This window comes from Haloferula helveola (genome assembly GCF_037076345.1).
Taxonomy (GTDB): domain Bacteria; phylum Verrucomicrobiota; class Verrucomicrobiia; order Verrucomicrobiales; family Akkermansiaceae; genus Haloferula; species Haloferula helveola.
The window spans coordinates 4,153,616-4,172,317 of the sequence record NZ_AP024702.1 but is presented as its reverse complement, the minus strand read 5'-3'; the positions used below and the strand labels follow the sequence as shown (position 1 = coordinate 4,172,317).

Below are 18,702 nucleotides of genomic sequence, written 5' to 3'. Positions count from 1 at the left end.
ACATGATCTCTTCCCCCTTGCCCCGCGAACTGTTTTGGCGCGCGTTGCCCGACATCAACTCCCGTGACCTTGCTGGCAGAAGCAGCGCCCGAGCAGTCGTCACTTTATGGGGAAACAATCCTCGGTTCCTCGTCATTACCATTGATGAAACCGACGACGAATCGACTCGACCGGCGAAGATTCTTGACTGGAGCAGGAGCCGCTGTGGCTCTTCCGTTCCTTGAATCCCTGGCGCTCCCAAGGCGTTTGATGGCGGCGGAGGTTACGGCTGAAACCCCGATGCGGATGGTCTGCATCGGCCTGGAATACGGGCTCTATCCGAACGACTTCTTCCCTCAGCAAACGGGGCGCCACTACGAGCTACCTCGTCTCCTGGCTCCGTTAGCATCACTGAAGAACGACTTCACCGTCTTTTCCGGCTTGGATCATCCTGGAATCACGGGAGGGCATCAGGCGGCTCACACCTTCTTGTCCGGCATTCGATCGGATCAAGCAAAACAGTATCCCGATGGAAACGTCACGGTTGATCAGCGGGCGGCAGAGTTTGTGGGCGTACGAACCCGTTTCCCATCGATGCAGCTGGGACTGGGCGGTGGCGGCGTGTCGTGGACGCGAAACGGCATCGAGATCCCGACGATCACGCGACTGCAAACCCTGTTCGACGCGCTGTTTTTGGAAACACCCGCCTCGAAGCGGAAGCGGCAAGTCGACACGTATGCAGCCAATCGTAGCATCCTGGACGTGGTCGCTGAGGATGCGGCGGCATTGAACAAGCGCGTCAGCCGCGGAGACTCAGAGAAGCTCGATGAGTACTTTACATCGATACGCGAGGTGGAAAAGCGCCTAGAGCAATCAGAGGCATGGCTCAATAAGCCAAAGCCGAAGTCGGACTACAGATTGCCGGCGCCATTGCCGACCAGCTTCACTGAAGAAGTGGCTTTGTTCTACGACCTGATGAGATTGGCCTTGGAAACCGACTCAACCCGCCTGATTTCAATGGCAATCCACGGATGGACCGGAGACTCGGGGCTGGCGGGCGTCACCAAGGGTTATCACGACCTCACGCACCACGGCCGCGATGAATCGAAGCTGCAGCAGCTTGGCCTGATCGAGCAATTTCATACCTCGCAGCTCGCACGGTTCCTTGACGGACTGAAACATTCGCAAGTAGCCGACGACGCCTCACTGCTCGACCGGACCATGGTCTTGATGGGAAGCGGTCTTGGGAACGCGAGCTCTCACTCCAATCGAAATCTCCCCTTGCTGCTGGCGGGTGGCGGTTTCGAGCACGGTGCTCACAAAGCTTACGCAGCCGACGGAGTCCGGAAGACGCCAGCATGCAATCTGTATCTCTCGATGTTGCAGCGCTTTGGCGTGGAAGCCGATCGCTTTGGAACCAGCACGGGAACCTTGGAGGGGCTGAGCTGATGAGGTGTTTCGCTCTAATCCGGAATCTGACTTTCGCGGTCACACTTCTTATCGCGTGGCTCGTGCCGTGTCATTTGCCAACGGCCCAGGGAGCGGAGTCAATTGCCCTCGAGTATCTCCAGGCTCACTGCGTCCGTTGCCATGGTGTGGACAAACAGAAAGCGGACAGGCGATTCGACGCCCTCAGTGCGGCGATTTCAGACCATCAAACCGCCGAGCAGTGGCAGGAGATTCTGGACGTCGTCAATCTCGGCGACATGCCTCCCGAGGACGAGCCTCAACCGACGGCTGACGAGACGAAGCGATTTGTAGCAAGGCTCACGCAGCAGATCGAGATAGCCCGCGAGCACCTGGCATCCGGTGGTCAAGGACGGTTCCGGAGGCTCAACCGATCCGAGTATCGCAACACGATTCGGGATCTTCTGGGCTTGAATATGGAGTCCTTCGATCCGACGGCTTCGTTTCCGGCGGATGATCGGATAGATGGGTTTGAGAACATCGGTGAAAGGCTGGTCCTCTCTGACTACCTAATGCAATGCTACCTCGAAGCAGCGTCCCGAAGCATCGAGAAGGCCGTTCAGTCACGGGAGGTCATCGACCCCATCGACGTCTCACTGCCAGCTGAAAAATTCAGCAAACGCAAGTTTCTCTTCCGCCCCGAGCAGAGTTTTATCGTCAATCCAACCGGCGAATATGTGGATGTCGCGCACAGCGCTCCCAGACTGCCGCGACTGCATGCGAGAGGATTCCAAGGTGTGCCGGCCGATGGATACTACACCATTCGTGTGCGAGCCGAAGGGATCCATCGCGAGCACCCCTATCCGCCTCGCGCATTGCAGGTCGATCCCGATGAGCCGATCCAGATGCAGATCATCGTGACCGACCCGAACGTTGCAGATGCGGGAAAGGGTCACAACTCATCGGACCGAATTGTAGCAACTGTGTCGCTGGCGGATCACGAATCAACAGTCTACGAATTCCGCACGTGGATGGACAAGGGGTTCGTGCCGGTGATCCGCTATGCCAACGGGCCGATCAACTTCCGGGCATCATTGGTGAAGTTGGTCCGCAAGTTCCATCCTGAAACCATGACGAGCAACTGGCTCGATGTCTTCTCGACAGAGCCGTCAGACATTCCGGATGCCTGGATTTCCGACGTCTACCAGGGACCCCGTATGCGAATCCACCACCTGCAAATTGCAGGTCCGGAACCCAGAGACGCGTCACGGATGGATCTATTGGCCGACAAGCATCCGCGATCACTCCGCCCATTCCTTTTTCATGCGTTCCGTCGCCCACCATTGGAATCCGAAGTCGCTCGATATCGCCAGTTCTATGAGTCACGACGCGCCTCGGGCGAGTCTCAGGCGTCTGCGTTCCTGACCACTTGTAAAGCGATCCTCTGTTCGCCGAGTTTCATCTATTTGGAGACTCCTCCCGATGAAGACAACAGCGTGAACGGAGCGTTCCGGCTTGCCTCCCGATTGTCATATTTTTTGTGGAGCTCGATGCCGGACGATCACTTGCTTGAAGTGGCTGCCAGCGGAAAACTGAATGAACCCCAAACGCTGCTGGCCCAAACTCACCGCATGTTGCGGGACCCACGGGCCGAGGCATTGATCGTCAATTTCACCAACAGTTGGTTGCGTCTGAATGAACTGGGGGCAATGCCGCCCGACCCTCAGAAATTTGCATCCTACTATGACCGTCAGCTTGAGCCGTTGATGCGGCGGGAAACCCAATTGTTCTTTGCGGAAATTCTACACAAGAACATGAGCATCGAGAAGTTCATTGATTCGGACTTCACCTTCGCCAATCGCAGTCTCGCGAAGCACTATGGCCTGCCGACGGTCGCGGGAGAGGAGTTTCGGCGAATCGCATTGCCTGGTTCATCGTTTCGGGGCGGACTACTTGCCCAGGCAAGCGTCCTGACGGCGACCTCGAATGGCGTCGAGACCTCACCGGTCACCCGCGGTATCTGGGTGTTGGAAAACATCCTTGGTTCACCGCCTCCCCCGCCGCCGCCCGACGTCGAGCCCCTGGAACCGGATATTCGAGGCGCGACAACCATTCGGGAGCAGCTTGCCAAACATCGAAGCGTTGAAACGTGTGCCGAGTGCCATCGAAAGATTGATCCGATTGGTTTTGCTCTGGAAAGTTTCGATCCCATCGGCTCCTTACGTTTCAACTACCGTGACAGTTCAGGGAAGGTCGCCAGACCGGTGGATACTACGGGAACCCTGCCGACAGGAGAGGCCTTTGCGGATATTGCTGAACTCAAGCAATTGCTTCTGGGCCAGAAAACTCAATTCGCGCATTGCCTCACTGAAAAGATGCTCACCTATGGGTTGGGTCGGGAGGTTGGGTTTCAAGACCGGCCAATCGTCGAAGCAATTGTTGATGAGCTTGCTGCACGAGGCAACGGCCTGCGCGACTTGGTTGAGCTTGTTGTCTTATGTGAGGCGTTCCGCGATGACTAGAGGGGCCTCTTGGCAATCCCTATCCAACCAAAACGTCCCGACCAGAAAATCCTATGAAACCATTCCACAGGTTATCCTTCGTCCGTCTCTCGACGCCAACTCTGCTCATCTGCAGTTCTATGATGTCCGGCTTGGCGGAGGCCGATCCAATCCCCGATGAAAGCAAGACCGTCATTCCCAAAGCCACCTTGGATCGACTGGATCAACAACTTGACGTGACCTTCGCGAATTACGGCGAGCGGACCTTGCAGATGGATATTTTCCGACCAAAGGAAGAGTCGCAGGCATTGCCAGCGATCGTCTGCATTCACGGTGGAGGCTGGCAAAAAGGCAGCAAGATCAATCATCGCAAGGTCGCGCAAGCATTGGCGGCCGAAGGGTATGTCACTGCCTCGATTGATTATCGACTGAGTGGTGAGGCAAGGTTTCCGGCCCATATTCACGATTGCAAGGCGGCGGTCCGGTTTCTTCGTGCCAATGCAGAGAAATACGGCATCAACGCAGACAGAATCGGCGCTATCGGGCACTCGGCGGGAGGCCACCTTGCAGCTCTTTTGGCCACATCTAGCGGTGTCGCGGAACTGGAGGGCGATGGCGGCAACGCCGGAGTCAGCAGTGCCCTTCAAGCCGTGGTTCCGATGGGTGGGCAAACGGATTTCATGTCAGCGAGAAATCGGGAGAAATCGGCGACGGCGGAGATCTGGCAGAAGTTTCTTGGCGGGTCGCAAGAGGAACTTCCCGCAACCTATCGACTCGCCTCACCCTTGGAGCACCTGGACGAAAGTGATCCACCAGTCTGGATCATCACCGGCGAGAAGGACGATTCCAGCACTCATGCCGAAGCCTTGCGGAAAAAAATGGACGAGTTTGAAATCGAAAATGGACTGACCATCATCAATGGGGCTCCCCATCCGTTCACCGTCAGGCAAGTGTGGTTCGATCAGATGATGGAAATTGCCGTGCCATTCTTTGATCGGACACTGAAGAAAGACTGAGGAACGAAGAATGATCCATCGACAAAACCTCCCTACTGGTGTCCGCGAGACGACCGATTCGGTCGTTCATGCCATCGCTCGCGGGAAAGGAGGCCGTTGGACTTGGAAGGGGCCGTAGGACGCTAGACCCCGTGCATGATCATCGTCCCGGTTCGGAATGCAAAGCGGCGTGGCGTAAGCATCGTTGAAACGAACGCCCTCCGCTGTCATCCGGTCTTCATCATTGCTTCGTATCCTACTGCCTTCGACCCCTGACCAGTTGCTTGGCCATGTCTCCGACAGCTGGAAGCTCGCTGTTGAGCATCTCCAGCGCCTCCGCGTATTCGGGATTGCCGACCTCATTCTTCCACTCATGGGGATCTTTCCGATGATCATAGAGCTCCTGTTGCCCGTCCTTGTAGCGGATGTAGCGGAACTGCTCGGTGCGGATGCTGGCATACTGGTCGTAGAGGTAGCTGATGGCGGTGCTTCGCCAGTCGACGTCAGGATTCTTGAGGACAGGCACCAGGGACTTCCCGTCGACATGAGCCGGTCGGGGGATGCCACAGAGATCCAGAAGCGTTGGGTAGAGATCCTGCAAAGAGACACAGCGCTCCGTGACGCGACCGGGCTTGGTCATGCCCGGGACGCGGCACATCAGCATGGAATTGGTGGCCTCCTCCCAGAGGGTTCCCTTCTGCCAGTGGTCTTTCTCGGCGAGGTGAAATCCGTGGTCCGAGATGAAGATGACGATGGTATTGTCTCTGTAGGGGCTCTTCGCCAAGGCATCGAGGACGCGACCGTGCTGAACATCCACGTAGGCGGTAGTCGCCAGGTAGGCCTGTACCGCTGATTTGTGCAGACCCGCATCGAGAACTGCCTGGGTGAACCCCCGCTTTCCCCCGACCACCTCATCGCCGAGGGGCGGAATGTCATCAAAGTCGTCGGGGTTCAGCTTGGGCGTCCTCACTTCATCCATGGGAAACATTTCGAAATACTTCTGCGGCACGAACCAGGCCATGTGAGGATTGAACGTCCCATAGGCCAGGAAGAAGGGTCCTTCGTGCTCCTGCTTGAGGATGGCGATCGCCCTGTTCGCACCGCCCGTGTCGTTCATTTCATCTTCGGCCAGGTGGATGGGACCCCAGTCCTGCTCGCCCTTGCCGACCGACTGCACGGGTGCGCCGGGCGGGCGCGGATCACGCTTGTGCCCCTGCTTGTCATCCCAGACATCCTTGCCGCGCCATCCGTGGGTGATCTTCCCATACCCGTACATTGAGTAGCCCGCCCCGGAGAAGGTCTCGAACAGGGACTGTGCGGTTTTCAACGGCGCGCTGGCAGCGACGTTGCTCTGGTTGTGGTAGACGCCGGACTTGTGAGGGCTCACGCCCGAGAACATCGAGGTTCGGGAGGGCACACAGAACGGTGAAGCGGTATAGGCGTGGGTGAAGACCAGGCCGCTTTCGCTCAGCTTCTTGAGATTGGGAGCAATGACCTTGCCGGAATAGCGTTCCGGCTTCTCGAGAATCCACGTGTTCAGGTCGTCGGCGATGAGAAGCAGCACATTCATGCGCTCCTCGGCACCCGCCGACCTTGCGCCGATGAGAAAGAAGCCGGCGAGGCAGATCGGCAGGAGCTTGGCGGAGATCTTCATAGAGTATGGGTGGAAAGCGGCTTACTCCTTGCCCTTCCCGGGCAGCTCCCAGGACGATTTGAGTTTTTGGAAGGTGGGATAGAGCTTCTGGTATTCCGGCATCGCCATCCACGGAGTTCCTCGCTGGGGTTGGATGACCGTTCCTTCCGGATAATCCCTCCCTTCCGCACTGGCCGCCACCGATGCCGTCAACTTCTCCGCCTGCGCTTTCAGGGCTGCATATTTCTCAGGATGATCCGCAGAGACATCAGTCTTCTCACCGGGATCTGCTTTCAGATCGAAGAGGCTCCACTCGGTGCCCTTACCTCTTCCAGCCTTGAGGAGCTTGAAGTTTCCGTCGATGAGCGCCGTGCCTTTCATGGTGATGGCAATGGGGTTGGACCGCACCGGGGTCTTGCGATCGAACAAGGCCGCAAGGCTCTCTCCATCGACCACTGACATCATGGAATCTCGAGGCAGATTGAGCAGGTTCGCGATGGTGGGCATGATGTCCATGGTCGAGGCCGGGAAATCGGTGATGGCCGGCTTGATTCTTCCCGGCCATTCGATGATGGCCGGCACCCGGACTCCACCCTCGTAGAGGCTTCCCTTGAATCCGCGCAAATGTCCGGTCGAGTCGGGGTCGGTGGAGAGTCCACCGTTGTCGCTCGTGTACCAAATGAGCGTGTCCTTCTCGATGCCCATCTCCCGCAAACCTTCGCGCAATATGCCAACGCTCCGATCCATGGCCACGATCTCGCCGAGGTGATCACCGTGCTTTCCTTCGGGAAATCCTTTCCGGTCAGTCGGTGCGCACCGGAAGGGGAAGTGAGGTGAACCGTACCAGATCACGCTGAAGGTTGGCTTGTCCTTGTGTTCTTTAATGAACTTCAAGGCCTCCCGAACCAAGATCTCGGAGGACTCTCCTTCGATGTACTCGAACTTGCCCATCCGGCTCAGAATCGGATCCATCTCGAAGAAGTTGGTCATGGAGAGCCAGAAATCGAAGCCGTAGTGGCCGGGGTGGTTGGGATCATCAGGAAGGATGGGCATGCCCGGACCTTTGACGCCATTGAGGTGCCACTTGCCAAAGTGCGCCGTGGCGTAGCCGGCGTTCTTGAGTGCTTGCGAGATGGTCTTTTCCTGCAGGCAAAGGCGCTTGTGAAGACCGGGCACACCGGTGCGCCCAGGAATCCTCCCGGTCATGACCGATGCCCGGGTCGGCGAGCATACCGGCGCCGCTGCGTAGAATCGGTTGAAGCGGATTCCCGCCTCCGCCATGGCGTCGAGGTGGGGCGTGCGATCCTTCAAGTGGGGGTGATCCATGTATCCCATCTGAGCCCAACCCTGATCATCAGCCATCACCAGGATGATGTGTGGACTATCCGCAGCCGCCGCAAATGGCATCAACAGGGAAGCGAAAAGAAAAAGGATCGATTTCAAAGGGTTCATGATCGCTGGTTGCTTCCCAGTTTACTGCGGTGTGGGCTTCGGTCTCACTCTCTCGCCAACGGGAGGTTTCGTATAGGGCAGGTACTTTGGAGGCGGCGTGTAGTTTCCGGCTCCCAATTCCCAACGGTAGCTTTCTCCCTCGATCACGAGATCCTTGCGCGCGTTGAATCGCGGCTCCGGGTCGGCGAAGGCCTTCGGTGCAGATCCGCGCATCTGTTTCATCCGCTGCGCATGCTCCAGATGCATTGCGAGGTTGTCCCACTCGTGAGGATCGGCCTGCACATCGTAAAGTTCTTCGCCGTCGTTGCCGTAGCGAATGTAGCGCCAATTGCGATTGATCACGGCAAATTCGCCGGGCTTCATATAGGGCAAAAGGACGTTCCGATCTTTCGCCTTTGATGGGTCTTTCAGAGTTTTCGCGATTGATGTGCCCTCCAGCTTTTGGTGGGGCTTCGGCAGGTCGCACATTTCGACGAAGGTCGGATACATGTCGATCAAACTCACTGTCACATCGGTCCTCGCACCTTGGGCAACGCCCGGTCCGGCCCAGATAAACGGCACATTCGACGTCCGTTCCCAGAGCGTGTGTTTGCCCCAGTGCTTCTCTCCGAGATGGTAACCATGATCACTCCAGAGGACGACGATGGTGTTGTCGGCGTAGGGGCTCGCCTCCAGGGCATCGAGCACGCGCCCCATCATGGCGTCGGCGTAGCTGATGCAGGCGAGGTAGCCGTGGATGGCATCGTCCAGCGCGTCGAGATCTTCCAGTTTCTGGCGAATCTTCAGGCGGTTCGTCTTCGATCTCTCGATCTTCGGGGGCAGATCGGTCAAGTCGTCAGCCTTGTACTTTGGTAGCTCGATCTTGTCCGGATCGTAGAGATCAAAGTACTTTTGCGGACAGTAATGCGGGTAGTGCGGCGCGTAGATTCCGCAAGCGAGGAAGAACGGTTCGTCGTGTTGCTTCGACAGTTGCTCGACGGCCCAGTTGACCCGCATTGTGTCGGCCATTTCTTCTTCCCGATCGTTGGGGAGTCCCGCCCATTCGAGAAATAAACCGCCGGTGATCTGCTGGCCTTCGTTGTAGACGCTGGCCGGGAATGGTTTTGGAAACGGCGTTCCTTCACTCCAGGAGTCGAGCGCCCACCCGTTTTCACGTTGCGCCCGGGTGCGCAGGAAAAACTCCGTCCAGCCACGTTGGTCGATCGCACCGACCGGGTGATGGTAAAGCTTTCCCGTCCCCAGGGTCGTGTAACCGGCTTTGGCGAAGCTCGTCTGGAGGCTTTCGATCTCCGGCCGGTTGACGAAGTAGTTGGCGGTTTCGTAGCAACCGGTCGTCGAGGCGAACTGCCCGGAGAAGATTGCCGCCCGGCTGGGTGCACAGAAGACTCCCGCGGTGTGTGCGTTGGTGAAACACACCCCGCGTGCCGCGAGTTTGTCGAGGTTCGGCGTGATCGCCCGCGGCCCGTCGCCCGGACTGGTGCCCGCGAGACATCCGATCCAGTCGTTCATGTCATCGACCGCGAGGAAGAGGACGTTGGGTTTCGGCTCAGCGGCGCCTGCAGCGTGAGTTGCCGCGGAGATCCAAAGCACACAAAAGAATCCCAAGAGTATTTTCATAGTGGCGGCAAATCGGTGAAGACCATGGCATTGCTCATCTTTTCTCCTTGGGAGCCTTACCTTTTTTCTCTTTTGGATCATCTGGAGTCGTGTTGTGAGCCATCTCGTCCTGGCTCAACTCCCGCTTACCGGTGAAGGGGCCATTCGGTTTGATTTTCTGATACTGCTCTGTGGCGTGCCAGGCCTCTTCCGCCTCTTCGTCGAAGTCGGGGTTCGGCTTTGGAATGCGGGCACCAACTTCTTTGAAATAGCGGAACATCTCATCGAACAGCTCGCGATGGCGCTCGGGATTTTTGATCGCAATGTTTGTGGTTTCTGCTTCGTCGTTGGCCAGATCGAACAACATCGGCAGGTCAGGTTTCTCGTAAAAGTGGATGACCTTGTCCGTGCCCGAAACGATCGCCGAGTGCGGCATGGAGGTGCGATGGTGAGGATAATGAAAATAGAGAAACCGGTTTAGAAAATCGGGATCCGGATTCTTTGTTCCGTCCAAGAATCCTTCTAGCGAAACGCCATCGATTTCCCGCAAGGTCTCCGGATCTCCGCCGGCCCAATCGACAAAGGTCGGAAGCAGATCGTAGTTCACCACATTGGCCTCGAACGACGAACCGGCCTTGATCCCCGGTCCGCGCACGATCATGGGAACGCGAATTCCTCCCTGCCAAACCCACCATTTGTGAGCGTGCAGCGGTTGGGCAAGCTGGCCTGCGAGCCCAAACTCCTTGTGACGGTAGCCGTTGTCCGACATCAGCACGACATAGGTGTTGTCCGCGATTCCCAACTCGGTGAGCTTGTCGAGCACCGCGCCGATGCGGCCATCAAGGTCTTCCGCCATGCCTAGCCACACCGCGGGATCCTCTCCGACCTTAATCGTTTCAGGGTCTTTGTCGTTTTCCCGATACCAAGCCTGCACCAACGGATGTTTGGCGTATTTCTCTCTGGTCTCCGGAAGACATTCCGATCCGGCGTGCATCGCGTAGTGGGAAATCTGAATATAGAATGGCTTCTTGGCCGTGGCCCGTTTCTCCATGAAGTCGATAGCCCGTTCGGTCACGCTGAACATCAGCTTGGGATCGCTGAAGTCATCGGGCAGCCGTTTCGGCTTCGCCTTCCCCTCCTCCGCCCAGGCATGCAGCGTGTTTCCCTGCTTGTTGTCGGTGTTGCCATCGTGAGCGACGTAGCCTTCGTCCGAGGGGTCGCCGCGCATGTGCCATTTCCCAAAGTGGGCGCTTTCGTAACCAAGCGGCGCAAGCGCCTCCGGGATCGTCACTGCATCAGGGTCAATGGTCTCGTCAGCAATGCAGGAAATCACTGGGAGGCCTCTGGACCGTTTCTCGTTGTAGTAGTCCTGCCCCAGGGAATTCAGGTAAACGGTGAATCCGTTGCGAGGCGAGGACTGCCCGGTCTGCAGACAGACTCGCGAGGGCGAGCATTGCGGAGACGCATAGGCATTGCGGAACTTCGTCCCCTCCCGTGCCAACCTTTCCAGATTCGGCATTTCGACCACCGGCATCTTGGAATTGGGCATCGAATCGTCCATTGCGATAGGCGTGCCGTTCCAGGCCCAGTCGTCGATGAAGAACAGGACGATGTTTGGCTTCGGCTCCGCTGCGGTGAGCGAGGAAGCGGCGAAGAGACCGATGAGAAGAGATCGAAGGTTCATGGGAACTAATGGTTTTGAGGGGAGAAGCGCCAGGATCAGCCCTGTGGCACCCGACTGGAAATGAGCCGGACTCTGACTGCATCCAGATAGTGCGCGCCAGAGGGCGCCGAACCCTCTTGCTCGGCCACGCCCAACGAGATCACCAGAGACCGAGTTCCCGGGGGGATATCGATTCTGGAAGCCAGTTTTTTCCAACCTTCCTGATCCGGGCTGGCCATGTAATTTCGGGCCGTGTGCTGCAGGACGGTGTCGAAGAGAAGCGACTCGTGCCTCCAGATTGCACGAACCTCCTCGGGAGGCTGAGCGAACGCGGCGAGGCGAATTTGATACCGCGCGGGAAGGGACCGTTGATTTGAAGCAAAGGACGCTTTTACCTCCAATTGAGGCACCGCTCCAAGCTCGGTCAGTTGCAGATCTTCCGCATCGATGATGTACCGGGCATAGGAGTATTTGCGGTTGGATGCCGGAACGAATCTTGCCACTGATTCTCCCCGTTCAGGATCCAATCCATCCTTCGTCGGCACCGCTACCGTCAGGTCCCCAAACCACCTTCCGGCACGATCCGGAAAGAGGGGTGAAAGAGTCGCCGATTCATCGCCCTCGAAGCTCTCGAACAAAATCTCCTCTTTAACCTCGGTGCTCGATTGGAAGCCTCTGTAGGCCCAGACCATGGAGGCGCTGAAGATGCCAACGACCACACCGGCAGCAGCAGCAGTCAGCCCTGGCCACTTGGGGAAAATGCTGCGCTTCACACTAGCCGCAGCCGGTTTCTCGCCCGCCGCAGCCTTTACCGATGCCGTCTGCAATCCCTGCTCCAGCAGCCCGTGAACGAGCGCGAGCTCCCAATAACGGCGCCTTGCTTGCTCGGAGGCCTCGATCAAGACGTTCAGTCTGCTTGCTTCCTCCTCACTCAGTTGTCCTTCGAAATAGGCGTCAACCAGCGCATCGAGTTCGGCGTTCCTGTTACCTTCCCTCATTTGGCATGTTGGAGTTGGGTTGTGATACAATCGCGGAGCGCCTTTCGCGCCTTGGTCAAGGCAACCCTGACCGCGGTCGATGTCATCCCGGCGGCCTCTGCCATCTCCGTCGAACTCTGTCTCCGAGAATAGCGCCGCCATAACAGATCGCGCGCTTTCGGAGCCAGCCTCTCCAGGCACCGTTCGAGGGCGCCTTCCGTCTCGGAGATCAACTGGGTCGAGGGTGCGTCTTCGGTGAGGGCAATGATGGCCGCCTCACTGAGGACGGTAGCTCGCTTCCTCTGGCGGAAATTCTCCAGCACCTTGAGACGCGCTACCCCACAGGCCCACGCCACGAAATTGGTTCCCAGCTCGAAGGTGGCAGCCTTGCGTGAAACCGTCAAAAAGGTCTCCTGCATCACATCGTCCGCGTCAGCGAGGGAAGGCTGCAGAGCTCTCACAAACGCCCGAATCGTGTTCTCATGGCGCACAAAAAGCAGCTGAACCTCCTCGGTGGGATCAGGAGCTTCGGTTGCCTTCTCGGGATCGGTCATTGTCAGTAATGAAACAGGGATCACGATTGTGTCCAAAATCGGAAGGGTTTTTCCAACGACGTATGCCGAGGCACCTCCGTGGCGACGCTTTCCGAGGCCGCCCTTTGGACGCCGCCGAAGCGCCTTCAGGCCGATCCGGCGTCCCGTTCGTATGAACGATCCGCGACGACCCTCCACGGGCGTTGTCGATCAGAACGCGGCCAAGCGACTACGGGGAGGCCTCGACCGGATCACGCTGCGCTGTTTCGAGAAGGATCCCCAACGCCGCTCCACCAGTGTCAATGCCCTCAAGCGGAACGCCGAGCGGTCCCTTGCCGGCGACCGGTCGTCCATCATCGCGGCTCCGCCGATAAGGCCGTTGGCTTGCCAACCGAAGCCTTGGCTTGGGATGGTGGAGGCGAGGGGAGTCGAACCCCTGTCCGAAATGCCTTCGGTACTGGCATCTACACGTTTAGTCGGCGTTCGGTGGTTTCGGAGAGGATCGGCCCGCCGACCGCGTTCCCTCCCCTAGCGTCCTGTTGAATCTCGCCCCCTCGCCCGGTCGCCCGGCTCGGGGGCCAGCCTATTAAGTTGTCGCCCTTCCCCTCAATAGGCGTCGGGGGCCGGACGTTGCTGTCAATTAAGCAGCAAGTGCGAGCTCGTTAGAGTCTGCAATTGTTTGTTTGGACGGCTTTTTAGGAGGCCAACCGACCAACCTCCACGTGCAGCCAGCGCGTCGAACATCCCGTCGAAACCAGAACGCCCCCGTTCGCTGTGCGTCCCGTAGGATGCAGCGGGGTTACGGTTTATTCAACCGGTAAAATGAGCGGAATGAACCCCCGGCAGGCCGACCGAAATACCCTTTGAAAGCATGAGTCGGCGGAGGCAGGTCAAACGGCGGACGACCGAGGGCGCTCGTCCCTACCTTGGCCCCTGGATTGCCTTGCTGACCGGGGCGAGCCGGCCGGTTTCGAGGCCGTAGATCCAGCTGTGGATGTCGAGCTGCTGGCCCCGGTCCCACGCGTCCTGAACGATCGTGGTCCGGGCAACGTTCTCGGCATTCGCCTGGACGTTGAGTTCGCACAGGCGGTTGAGCGCCTGGGCGGGATCGAGGCCTTCGAGTTCCTCCTCGCGGCGGCGGGCGATGTTCTGGATATGGCGCAGCCAGTTGTCGATCAGACCGTGCCGCTGGTTCTCGAGCGCCGCCTTCACTCCTCCGCAGCCGTAGTGGCCGCAGACGATGATGTGCTTCACCTTCAGCACCTCGACCGCGAACTGCATCACCGAGAGCACGTTCATGTCTGTCTGAACGACCACATTGGCGATGTTGCGATGAACGAACACCTCGCCGGGCGCGAGGCCGGTGATCTGATTGGCGGGGACCCGACTGTCGGAGCAACCGATCCAGAGATACTCGGGTGCCTGCTGCTTCGCCAGGCGGGAGAAGAATTCGGGATCCTCGGCAACGCGTTGCGCGGCCCACTTCTCGTTGTTGTCCAATAGCACCTTCAGGCTCTCCATGTCCGAAATCACAAATCCGAAATGGCCAGCGGACAATCCCCAATCTTGAATTCGTCCGTGGCCGACCTGTTCGCCAGCGAACCCGAACCCCGGAAATCCCGCGAGCCGTCGCCCGACGAACCGCTCGCGGCACGGATGCGCCCGCGCACTCTGGACGAAATCGCCGGCCAGCAGCACATCCTCGCCGAAGGCAAACTCCTCCGCAGGGCGATCGAGTCCGACCGCTTCACCTCGCTGATTTTCTATGGCCCGCCCGGGACGGGCAAAACCACGCTGGCCAGCGTGATCGCGCGAACCACCGGCTCGCGCTTCGAGGCGCTGAACGGGGTGGAGTCGAACGTCGCCGAGATCCGCGCCAAGATCGATCAGGCCCGGACGATGCGCGACCTGCGGGGCCAGACGACGCTGCTTTTCATCGATGAAATCCACCGCTTCAACAAGGCCCAGCAGGACGTCCTGCTGCCGCACATCGAACGCGGCACGGTGCGCTTCATCGGCGCGACCACCCAAAATCCCTACTTCTACGTCAACTCGCCGCTGGTTTCCCGGTCGCAGATCTTCCAGCTCGAATCTGTCGCCACCGATGCGCTGATCCCCGTGCTTGAGCGGGCGATCACCGACTCCGAGCGCGGACTCGGCGATCTGAAAGTCCAAGCCGATCCGGACGCACTGCGCCACCTCGCCGAGATGTCGGACGGCGACGTGCGGAAAGCCCTGACCGCCCTCGAGCTGGCAATTCTCACCACCACGCCGGCCGAGGACGGCTCGGTCGTGCTCGATTTGGCGGTGGCCGAAGAGTCGATCCAGCGCAAGGCAATCGCCTACGACGCCGACGGCGACGCGCACTACGACACCGCCTCCGCCTTCATCAAATCGATCCGGGGAAGCGACCCGGACGCGGCACTCTACTGGCTGGCGAAAATGCTCCACGCCGGCGAGGACCCGCGATTCATCGCACGGCGGCTGGTGATTTCCGCCAGCGAAGACATCGGGCTGGCCGACTCCAACGCGCTGCGGGTCGCGATCGACGCCCAGCAGGCCTTCGAGTTCATCGGCATGCCTGAAGGACGGATCCCGCTCGCCCACGCGACCGTCTATCTGGCGACCGCGCCAAAATCGAACAGCGCCTACGCCGCGCTCGGCGAGGCGATGCGGGACATTGAAAGCGGTCGGACACTGGCCGTGCCCGAGCACCTCCGGACGAAGACCCGCAAGAAACTCGCCGCTGGCAGCGGCGCCGATGACGAGAAGCTGCGCTATCTGTATTCCCACGACTACGAGGGCGGCTATGTGCCTCAGGCCTACTTGCCGGAGGGCCGGAAATACTACTCTCCGACCGAAAACGGGCTGGAGAAGCGGATCAAGGAGCGCCTCGACTACTGGCGATCTCGGTTTCAGGCGGACGCCAAATAGCGGACCGCGTGGCGGCGCCACGCCCCGGAGCCGCGGCAATTCTTTGCGCAGCAGCGCCGCACGGCCCTCGGCGCGCATGACTTGTAGCTTGTATTTTGTCCAAAATGGCCCATTTTTTTCGAAATGGACAAAATACCACCCTTCCAACTCCGGAATCCCAACTACCTGATTCGCCAGATCGGGCAGCGGATCCGCACCCACCGCAAAGCCCGCGGCTGGACGCAAGCGGAGCTGGCGGAGCGCTCGGGAATCTCGCTCTCGACCCTGAAACTCCTTGAGCGTGAGGGAAAAGGATCGCTGCAACGGTTGGCGAAGGTCGCCGTGATCCTGAATCTGGACGGCGAGCTGCGCGAGCTGTTCTCCGCCACTCCGGCCTACGCGAGTCTCGATGAGGTCGAGGCCACCCATCGGATCGCCGACCGATCCAGATGAAGCTCGATGTCCACTTTCTCGGCCTTGCCGATCAGCCTCGCATCGGCGGTCTCGCTGACGATGCCCGGGGACGGATCTATTTTGAATACGATTCCGGCTGGCTAGGCCGCGGCATCGAGCTCTCTCCGCTTCACCTGCCGCTGTCCACGGGTGGGCCAGTGACGACTTCCACACCCGGTTTCAGCCCTTTGTTCGGGCTCTTCGATGACTCCATGCCCGACTGGTGGGGGCAACGGATCATGCGGCACCACTTCGCGACCATGAACGTGCCGTGGAACGAGGTTCGTCCCTTGGAGAAACTGGCCTGTCAGGGTGCCTTCAGCTTGGGAGCGCTCAGCTATGAGCCGGACCTGTCACCGAAGTCATTCCGCGAGACGATCTCGACCGAGGTGGCGGACCTCGTGTCGGCGGCGCGCCAGCTTCTTGATGGTGAACCGGGAGAGGTGCTGCCCGCGCTCATCCGCGGCGGCCTCTCACCCGGCGGTGCCCAGCCCAAGGCACTCATCGCGTGCGACCCCGACTTCTCCCGGGTGGTCGCCGGCGGGGGCCCGGCACCGGAAGACTTCAGTTCCTGGCTGGTGAAATTCCAACTCGACCCGGACGATCCTGTCGGCCGCGAAGAACATGCCATCACGCGGATGGCGTCCGCGGCAGGCATCCGGACGCCGGAAACCCGGCTGCTGAAGACTTCCGACGGGCTTGCCCATTTCCTCACCAAACGCTTCGACCGCCAACCCGGTCAACTGCCCCTGCATCTCCACACCTTCGCCGGGCTCACCCACACGCCGGTCCGCGACACGATTGACTACGGCGATTTCATGAGCCTCACGCGGGATCTGACCCTTCACGAGGCCGAGGTCGAAGAGGCGTTTGCCCGCGCCGCCTTCAACATCGCGATCGCCAATGACGACGATCATTCACGGAATCACGCCTATCTTCTCGACCCTGACCAAGGCTGGAAACTCTCGCCGGCCTACGACCTGACCCGGACGTCCTACCCGCTCGGATCCGGCTTCAGAGCCGCAGGGATCCGCGGGAGGTTCTCCGGGCTCGGGATCGCCGATCTTCTGCAACTGGCAAAGGATCAGGGAATCCGGACTCCCGACGACCGGATTGGCCGGATCGTCGAGACCGTGCGCCGCTGGCCGGAGTTCGCCACTGCAGCCGGTCTCACAGACGCGCACTCGGGCATGATCGCCGCCGAAATGCCCGCCAGCCGCTGGTGAAGGAGAGCCGATAGTGAAATCGGGGCGATGGCACCGTAGAAAAGGGCCGATCTCATAATCGGCGCTCCGCCAGACCCCTATTTGACACATCCCCCCTCCCCTCTAACCTCGCCTCAGCACATGGCCGACGACTTCCTCGATTTCCGCTCCCACGCCCCGGGGTACTGGCCTGCCAGTGCTATGGATCAGTGGGACGACCACAAGTGGCAGCTGAAGAACCGGATCTCCGGCCTGACCGACCTCGAGCCGCACCTCCCGCTCACCGACGAGGAGCGGGCCGGCGTGCTGCTCGCCGGCAACAAGCTGGCGATGTCGATCACTCCCCACTTCTTCAATCTGATTGACCGCGAGGACCCGGACTGCCCGATCCGGCGGCAAGTGATCCCGCGCCTCGAGGAGGCATGGACCGCTCCGGAGGAGTTGGCCGACCCCTGCGGCGAGGACTCGCACATGCCCGTGCCCGGACTGGTTCACCGCTACCCGGACCGCGTGCTGTTCCTCGTCACGGACCGCTGCGCCTCCTACTGCCGTTATTGCACCCGCTCGCGGGTCGTGTCGGGTGTCGGCGACCAGCAGCTCGAGACCCAATGGGAAGCTGCTTTCGAGTATCTCGAAAAAACTCCCCAGGTCCGCGACGTCCTCCTTTCCGGCGGAGATCCCCTGCTCTTCTCCGACGCGAAGCTGGAGAAGATCCTCTCCCGCCTCAGCGCGATCCCGCACATCCAGTTCATCCGGATCGGCTCGCGCATCCCGATCTTTCTGCCGCAACGGATCACACCCGACCTGTGCGCGATGCTGCGGAAGTATCATCCGTTGTTCATTTCGATCCACACCAACCACCCGAAGGAACTGACCAGCGAGGTGCGTGACGCGCTCGGGCGACTCGCCGACACCGGCATCCCGCTCGGCAACCAGAGCGTCCTGCTGCGCGGCGTGAACGACTCGGCAGAAGTCCAGCGCGCACTCGTGCACAAACTGCTGATGTGCCGCGTGCGGCCCTACTACCTCTACCAGTGCGACCTGATCAAAGGCTCGTCGCACCTCCGCACTTCGGTCTCCGAAGGCCTCGAGATCATCGAGAACCTGCGCGGCCATACCACCGGCTACGCCATTCCCCAGTTCGTCATCGATGGTCCCGGCGGCGGCGGAAAAATCCCGCTGAACCCCGACTACGTGCTGTCTCGTACGGATGGAAAAACCGTCCTGCGGAATTACGAAGGCGAGACCTTCGAATATCCCGAACCCACCCGTGCTCCGGCGGATGCCCTCACCGCATTGAAAGACCGGTCCGCTTGCTGCTCCTGACTCGTCGCGGTGCGGCGGTCGCGCACAGGGCTTGTCCGTTCGGCACCGGGATCCGAGCATCTGTCATTC

The 18,702-nt window shown here is 59.7% G+C and carries 14 protein-coding genes and 1 other RNA gene; 7 read left to right on the top strand and 8 right to left on the bottom strand.

What is annotated here, in order from left to right; genetic code table 11:
• The first annotated feature begins 63 nt into the window (after nucleotides 1-63).
• The 3 genes from HAHE_RS15795 to HAHE_RS15785 are packed head-to-tail and all read left to right on the top strand — an operon-like array spanning nucleotide 64 to nucleotide 4,903.
• A complete protein-coding gene (locus HAHE_RS15795; protein WP_338685753.1) occupies nucleotides 64-1,428 on the top strand; it encodes a DUF1552 domain-containing protein in 1,365 nt (454 codons plus the stop codon).
• On the top strand, nucleotides 1,428-3,908 hold the full coding sequence (locus HAHE_RS15790; RefSeq protein ID WP_425510992.1) for a DUF1592 domain-containing protein: 2,481 nt from the start codon (nucleotides 1,428-1,430) through the stop codon (nucleotides 3,906-3,908). Before HAHE_RS15795 ends, HAHE_RS15790 begins: the two co-directional genes overlap by 1 nt.
• A 53-nt stretch (nucleotides 3,909-3,961) precedes the next feature.
• The gene (locus HAHE_RS15785; RefSeq protein WP_338685751.1) at nucleotides 3,962-4,903 is read left to right on the top strand and encodes an alpha/beta hydrolase; all 942 of its coding nucleotides are present in this window, start codon (nucleotides 3,962-3,964) and stop codon (nucleotides 4,901-4,903) included.
• A 235-nt stretch (nucleotides 4,904-5,138) separates the two neighbouring features.
• Here HAHE_RS15785 and HAHE_RS15780 read toward each other — a convergent pair whose 3' ends face one another.
• The 8 genes from HAHE_RS15780 to can form a co-directional block, all read right to left on the bottom strand.
• The gene (locus tag HAHE_RS15780) at nucleotides 5,139-6,536 is read right to left on the bottom strand and encodes a sulfatase (protein WP_338685750.1); all 1,398 of its coding nucleotides are present in this window, start codon (nucleotides 6,534-6,536) and stop codon (nucleotides 5,139-5,141) included.
• A 21-nt stretch (nucleotides 6,537-6,557) separates the two neighbouring features.
• Nucleotides 6,558-7,922, bottom strand: coding sequence for a sulfatase-like hydrolase/transferase (locus HAHE_RS15775; RefSeq protein ID WP_338690828.1), 1,365 nt, complete (start codon nucleotides 7,920-7,922; stop codon nucleotides 6,558-6,560).
• Between the two features lie 66 nt (nucleotides 7,923-7,988).
• Nucleotides 7,989-9,665, bottom strand: coding sequence for a sulfatase (locus HAHE_RS15770; RefSeq protein WP_338685749.1), 1,677 nt, complete (start codon nucleotides 9,663-9,665; stop codon nucleotides 7,989-7,991).
• Entirely contained in the window at nucleotides 9,619-11,247 is a 1,629-nt protein-coding gene (locus HAHE_RS15765; RefSeq protein ID WP_338690826.1) for a sulfatase-like hydrolase/transferase, read from the bottom strand. Before HAHE_RS15765 ends, HAHE_RS15770 begins: the two co-directional genes overlap by 47 nt.
• Before the next feature lie 35 nt (nucleotides 11,248-11,282).
• On the bottom strand, nucleotides 11,283-12,224 hold the full coding sequence (locus tag HAHE_RS15760) for a hypothetical protein (protein ID WP_338685748.1): 942 nt from the start codon (nucleotides 12,222-12,224) through the stop codon (nucleotides 11,283-11,285).
• Entirely contained in the window at nucleotides 12,221-12,757 is a 537-nt protein-coding gene (locus HAHE_RS15755; protein ID WP_338685746.1) for a sigma-70 family RNA polymerase sigma factor, read from the bottom strand. Before HAHE_RS15755 ends, HAHE_RS15760 begins: the two co-directional genes overlap by 4 nt.
• Nucleotides 12,758-13,146: 389 nt before the next feature.
• Nucleotides 13,147-13,503: a transfer-messenger RNA gene (gene ssrA / locus HAHE_RS15750) on the bottom strand.
• A gap of 154 nt (nucleotides 13,504-13,657) precedes the next feature.
• A complete protein-coding gene (can, locus tag HAHE_RS15745; RefSeq protein WP_338685745.1) occupies nucleotides 13,658-14,257 on the bottom strand; it encodes a carbonate dehydratase in 600 nt (199 codons plus the stop codon).
• Nucleotides 14,258-14,314: 57 nt separating this feature from the next.
• On the opposite strand from can, the gene HAHE_RS15740 reads away from it, so the two are divergent.
• The 4 genes from HAHE_RS15740 (at nucleotide 14,315) to HAHE_RS15725 (ending at nucleotide 18,633) form a co-directional block, all read left to right on the top strand.
• The gene (locus HAHE_RS15740; RefSeq protein ID WP_338685743.1) at nucleotides 14,315-15,670 is read left to right on the top strand and encodes a replication-associated recombination protein A; all 1,356 of its coding nucleotides are present in this window, start codon (nucleotides 14,315-14,317) and stop codon (nucleotides 15,668-15,670) included.
• Between the two features lie 123 nt (nucleotides 15,671-15,793).
• Nucleotides 15,794-16,102, top strand: coding sequence for a helix-turn-helix transcriptional regulator (locus HAHE_RS15735; RefSeq protein ID WP_338685741.1), 309 nt, complete (start codon nucleotides 15,794-15,796; stop codon nucleotides 16,100-16,102).
• A complete protein-coding gene (locus HAHE_RS15730) occupies nucleotides 16,099-17,328 on the top strand; it encodes a type II toxin-antitoxin system HipA family toxin (RefSeq protein ID WP_338685740.1) in 1,230 nt (409 codons plus the stop codon). Before HAHE_RS15735 ends, HAHE_RS15730 begins: the two co-directional genes overlap by 4 nt.
• Nucleotides 17,329-17,448: 120 nt before the next feature.
• Complete coding sequence (locus HAHE_RS15725; protein ID WP_338685739.1) at nucleotides 17,449-18,633, top strand: KamA family radical SAM protein; 1,185 nt, start codon at nucleotides 17,449-17,451, stop codon at nucleotides 18,631-18,633.
• Nucleotides 18,634-18,702 lie beyond the last annotated feature (69 nt).

Bases quoted from the DNA above. Each gene is read 5' to 3' on its own strand.
- HAHE_RS15790 (WP_425510992.1), top strand. From the start codon at position 1,428: ATGAGGTGTTTCGCTCTAATCCGGAATCTGACTTTCGCGGTCACACTT.
- HAHE_RS15785 (WP_338685751.1), top strand. From the start codon at position 3,962: ATGAAACCATTCCACAGGTTATCCTTCGTCCGTCTCTCGACGCCAACT.
- HAHE_RS15780 (WP_338685750.1), bottom strand. From the start codon at position 6,536: ATGAAGATCTCCGCCAAGCTCCTGCCGATCTGCCTCGCCGGCTTCTTT.
- HAHE_RS15775 (WP_338690828.1), bottom strand. From the start codon at position 7,922: ATGCCATTTGCGGCGGCTGCGGATAGTCCACACATCATCCTGGTGATG.
- HAHE_RS15770 (WP_338685749.1), bottom strand. From the start codon at position 9,665: ATGATCCAAAAGAGAAAAAAGGTAAGGCTCCCAAGGAGAAAAGATGAG.
- HAHE_RS15765 (WP_338690826.1), bottom strand. From the start codon at position 11,247: ATGAACCTTCGATCTCTTCTCATCGGTCTCTTCGCCGCTTCCTCGCTC.
- HAHE_RS15760 (WP_338685748.1), bottom strand. From the start codon at position 12,224: ATGAGGGAAGGTAACAGGAACGCCGAACTCGATGCGCTGGTTGACGCC.
- HAHE_RS15755 (WP_338685746.1), bottom strand. From the start codon at position 12,757: ATGACCGATCCCGAGAAGGCAACCGAAGCTCCTGATCCCACCGAGGAG.
- can (WP_338685745.1), bottom strand. From the start codon at position 14,257: ATGGAGAGCCTGAAGGTGCTATTGGACAACAACGAGAAGTGGGCCGCG.
- HAHE_RS15735 (WP_338685741.1), top strand. From the start codon at position 15,794: ATGGACAAAATACCACCCTTCCAACTCCGGAATCCCAACTACCTGATT.
- HAHE_RS15730 (WP_338685740.1), top strand. From the start codon at position 16,099: ATGAAGCTCGATGTCCACTTTCTCGGCCTTGCCGATCAGCCTCGCATC.
- HAHE_RS15725 (WP_338685739.1), top strand. From the start codon at position 17,449: ATGGCCGACGACTTCCTCGATTTCCGCTCCCACGCCCCGGGGTACTGG.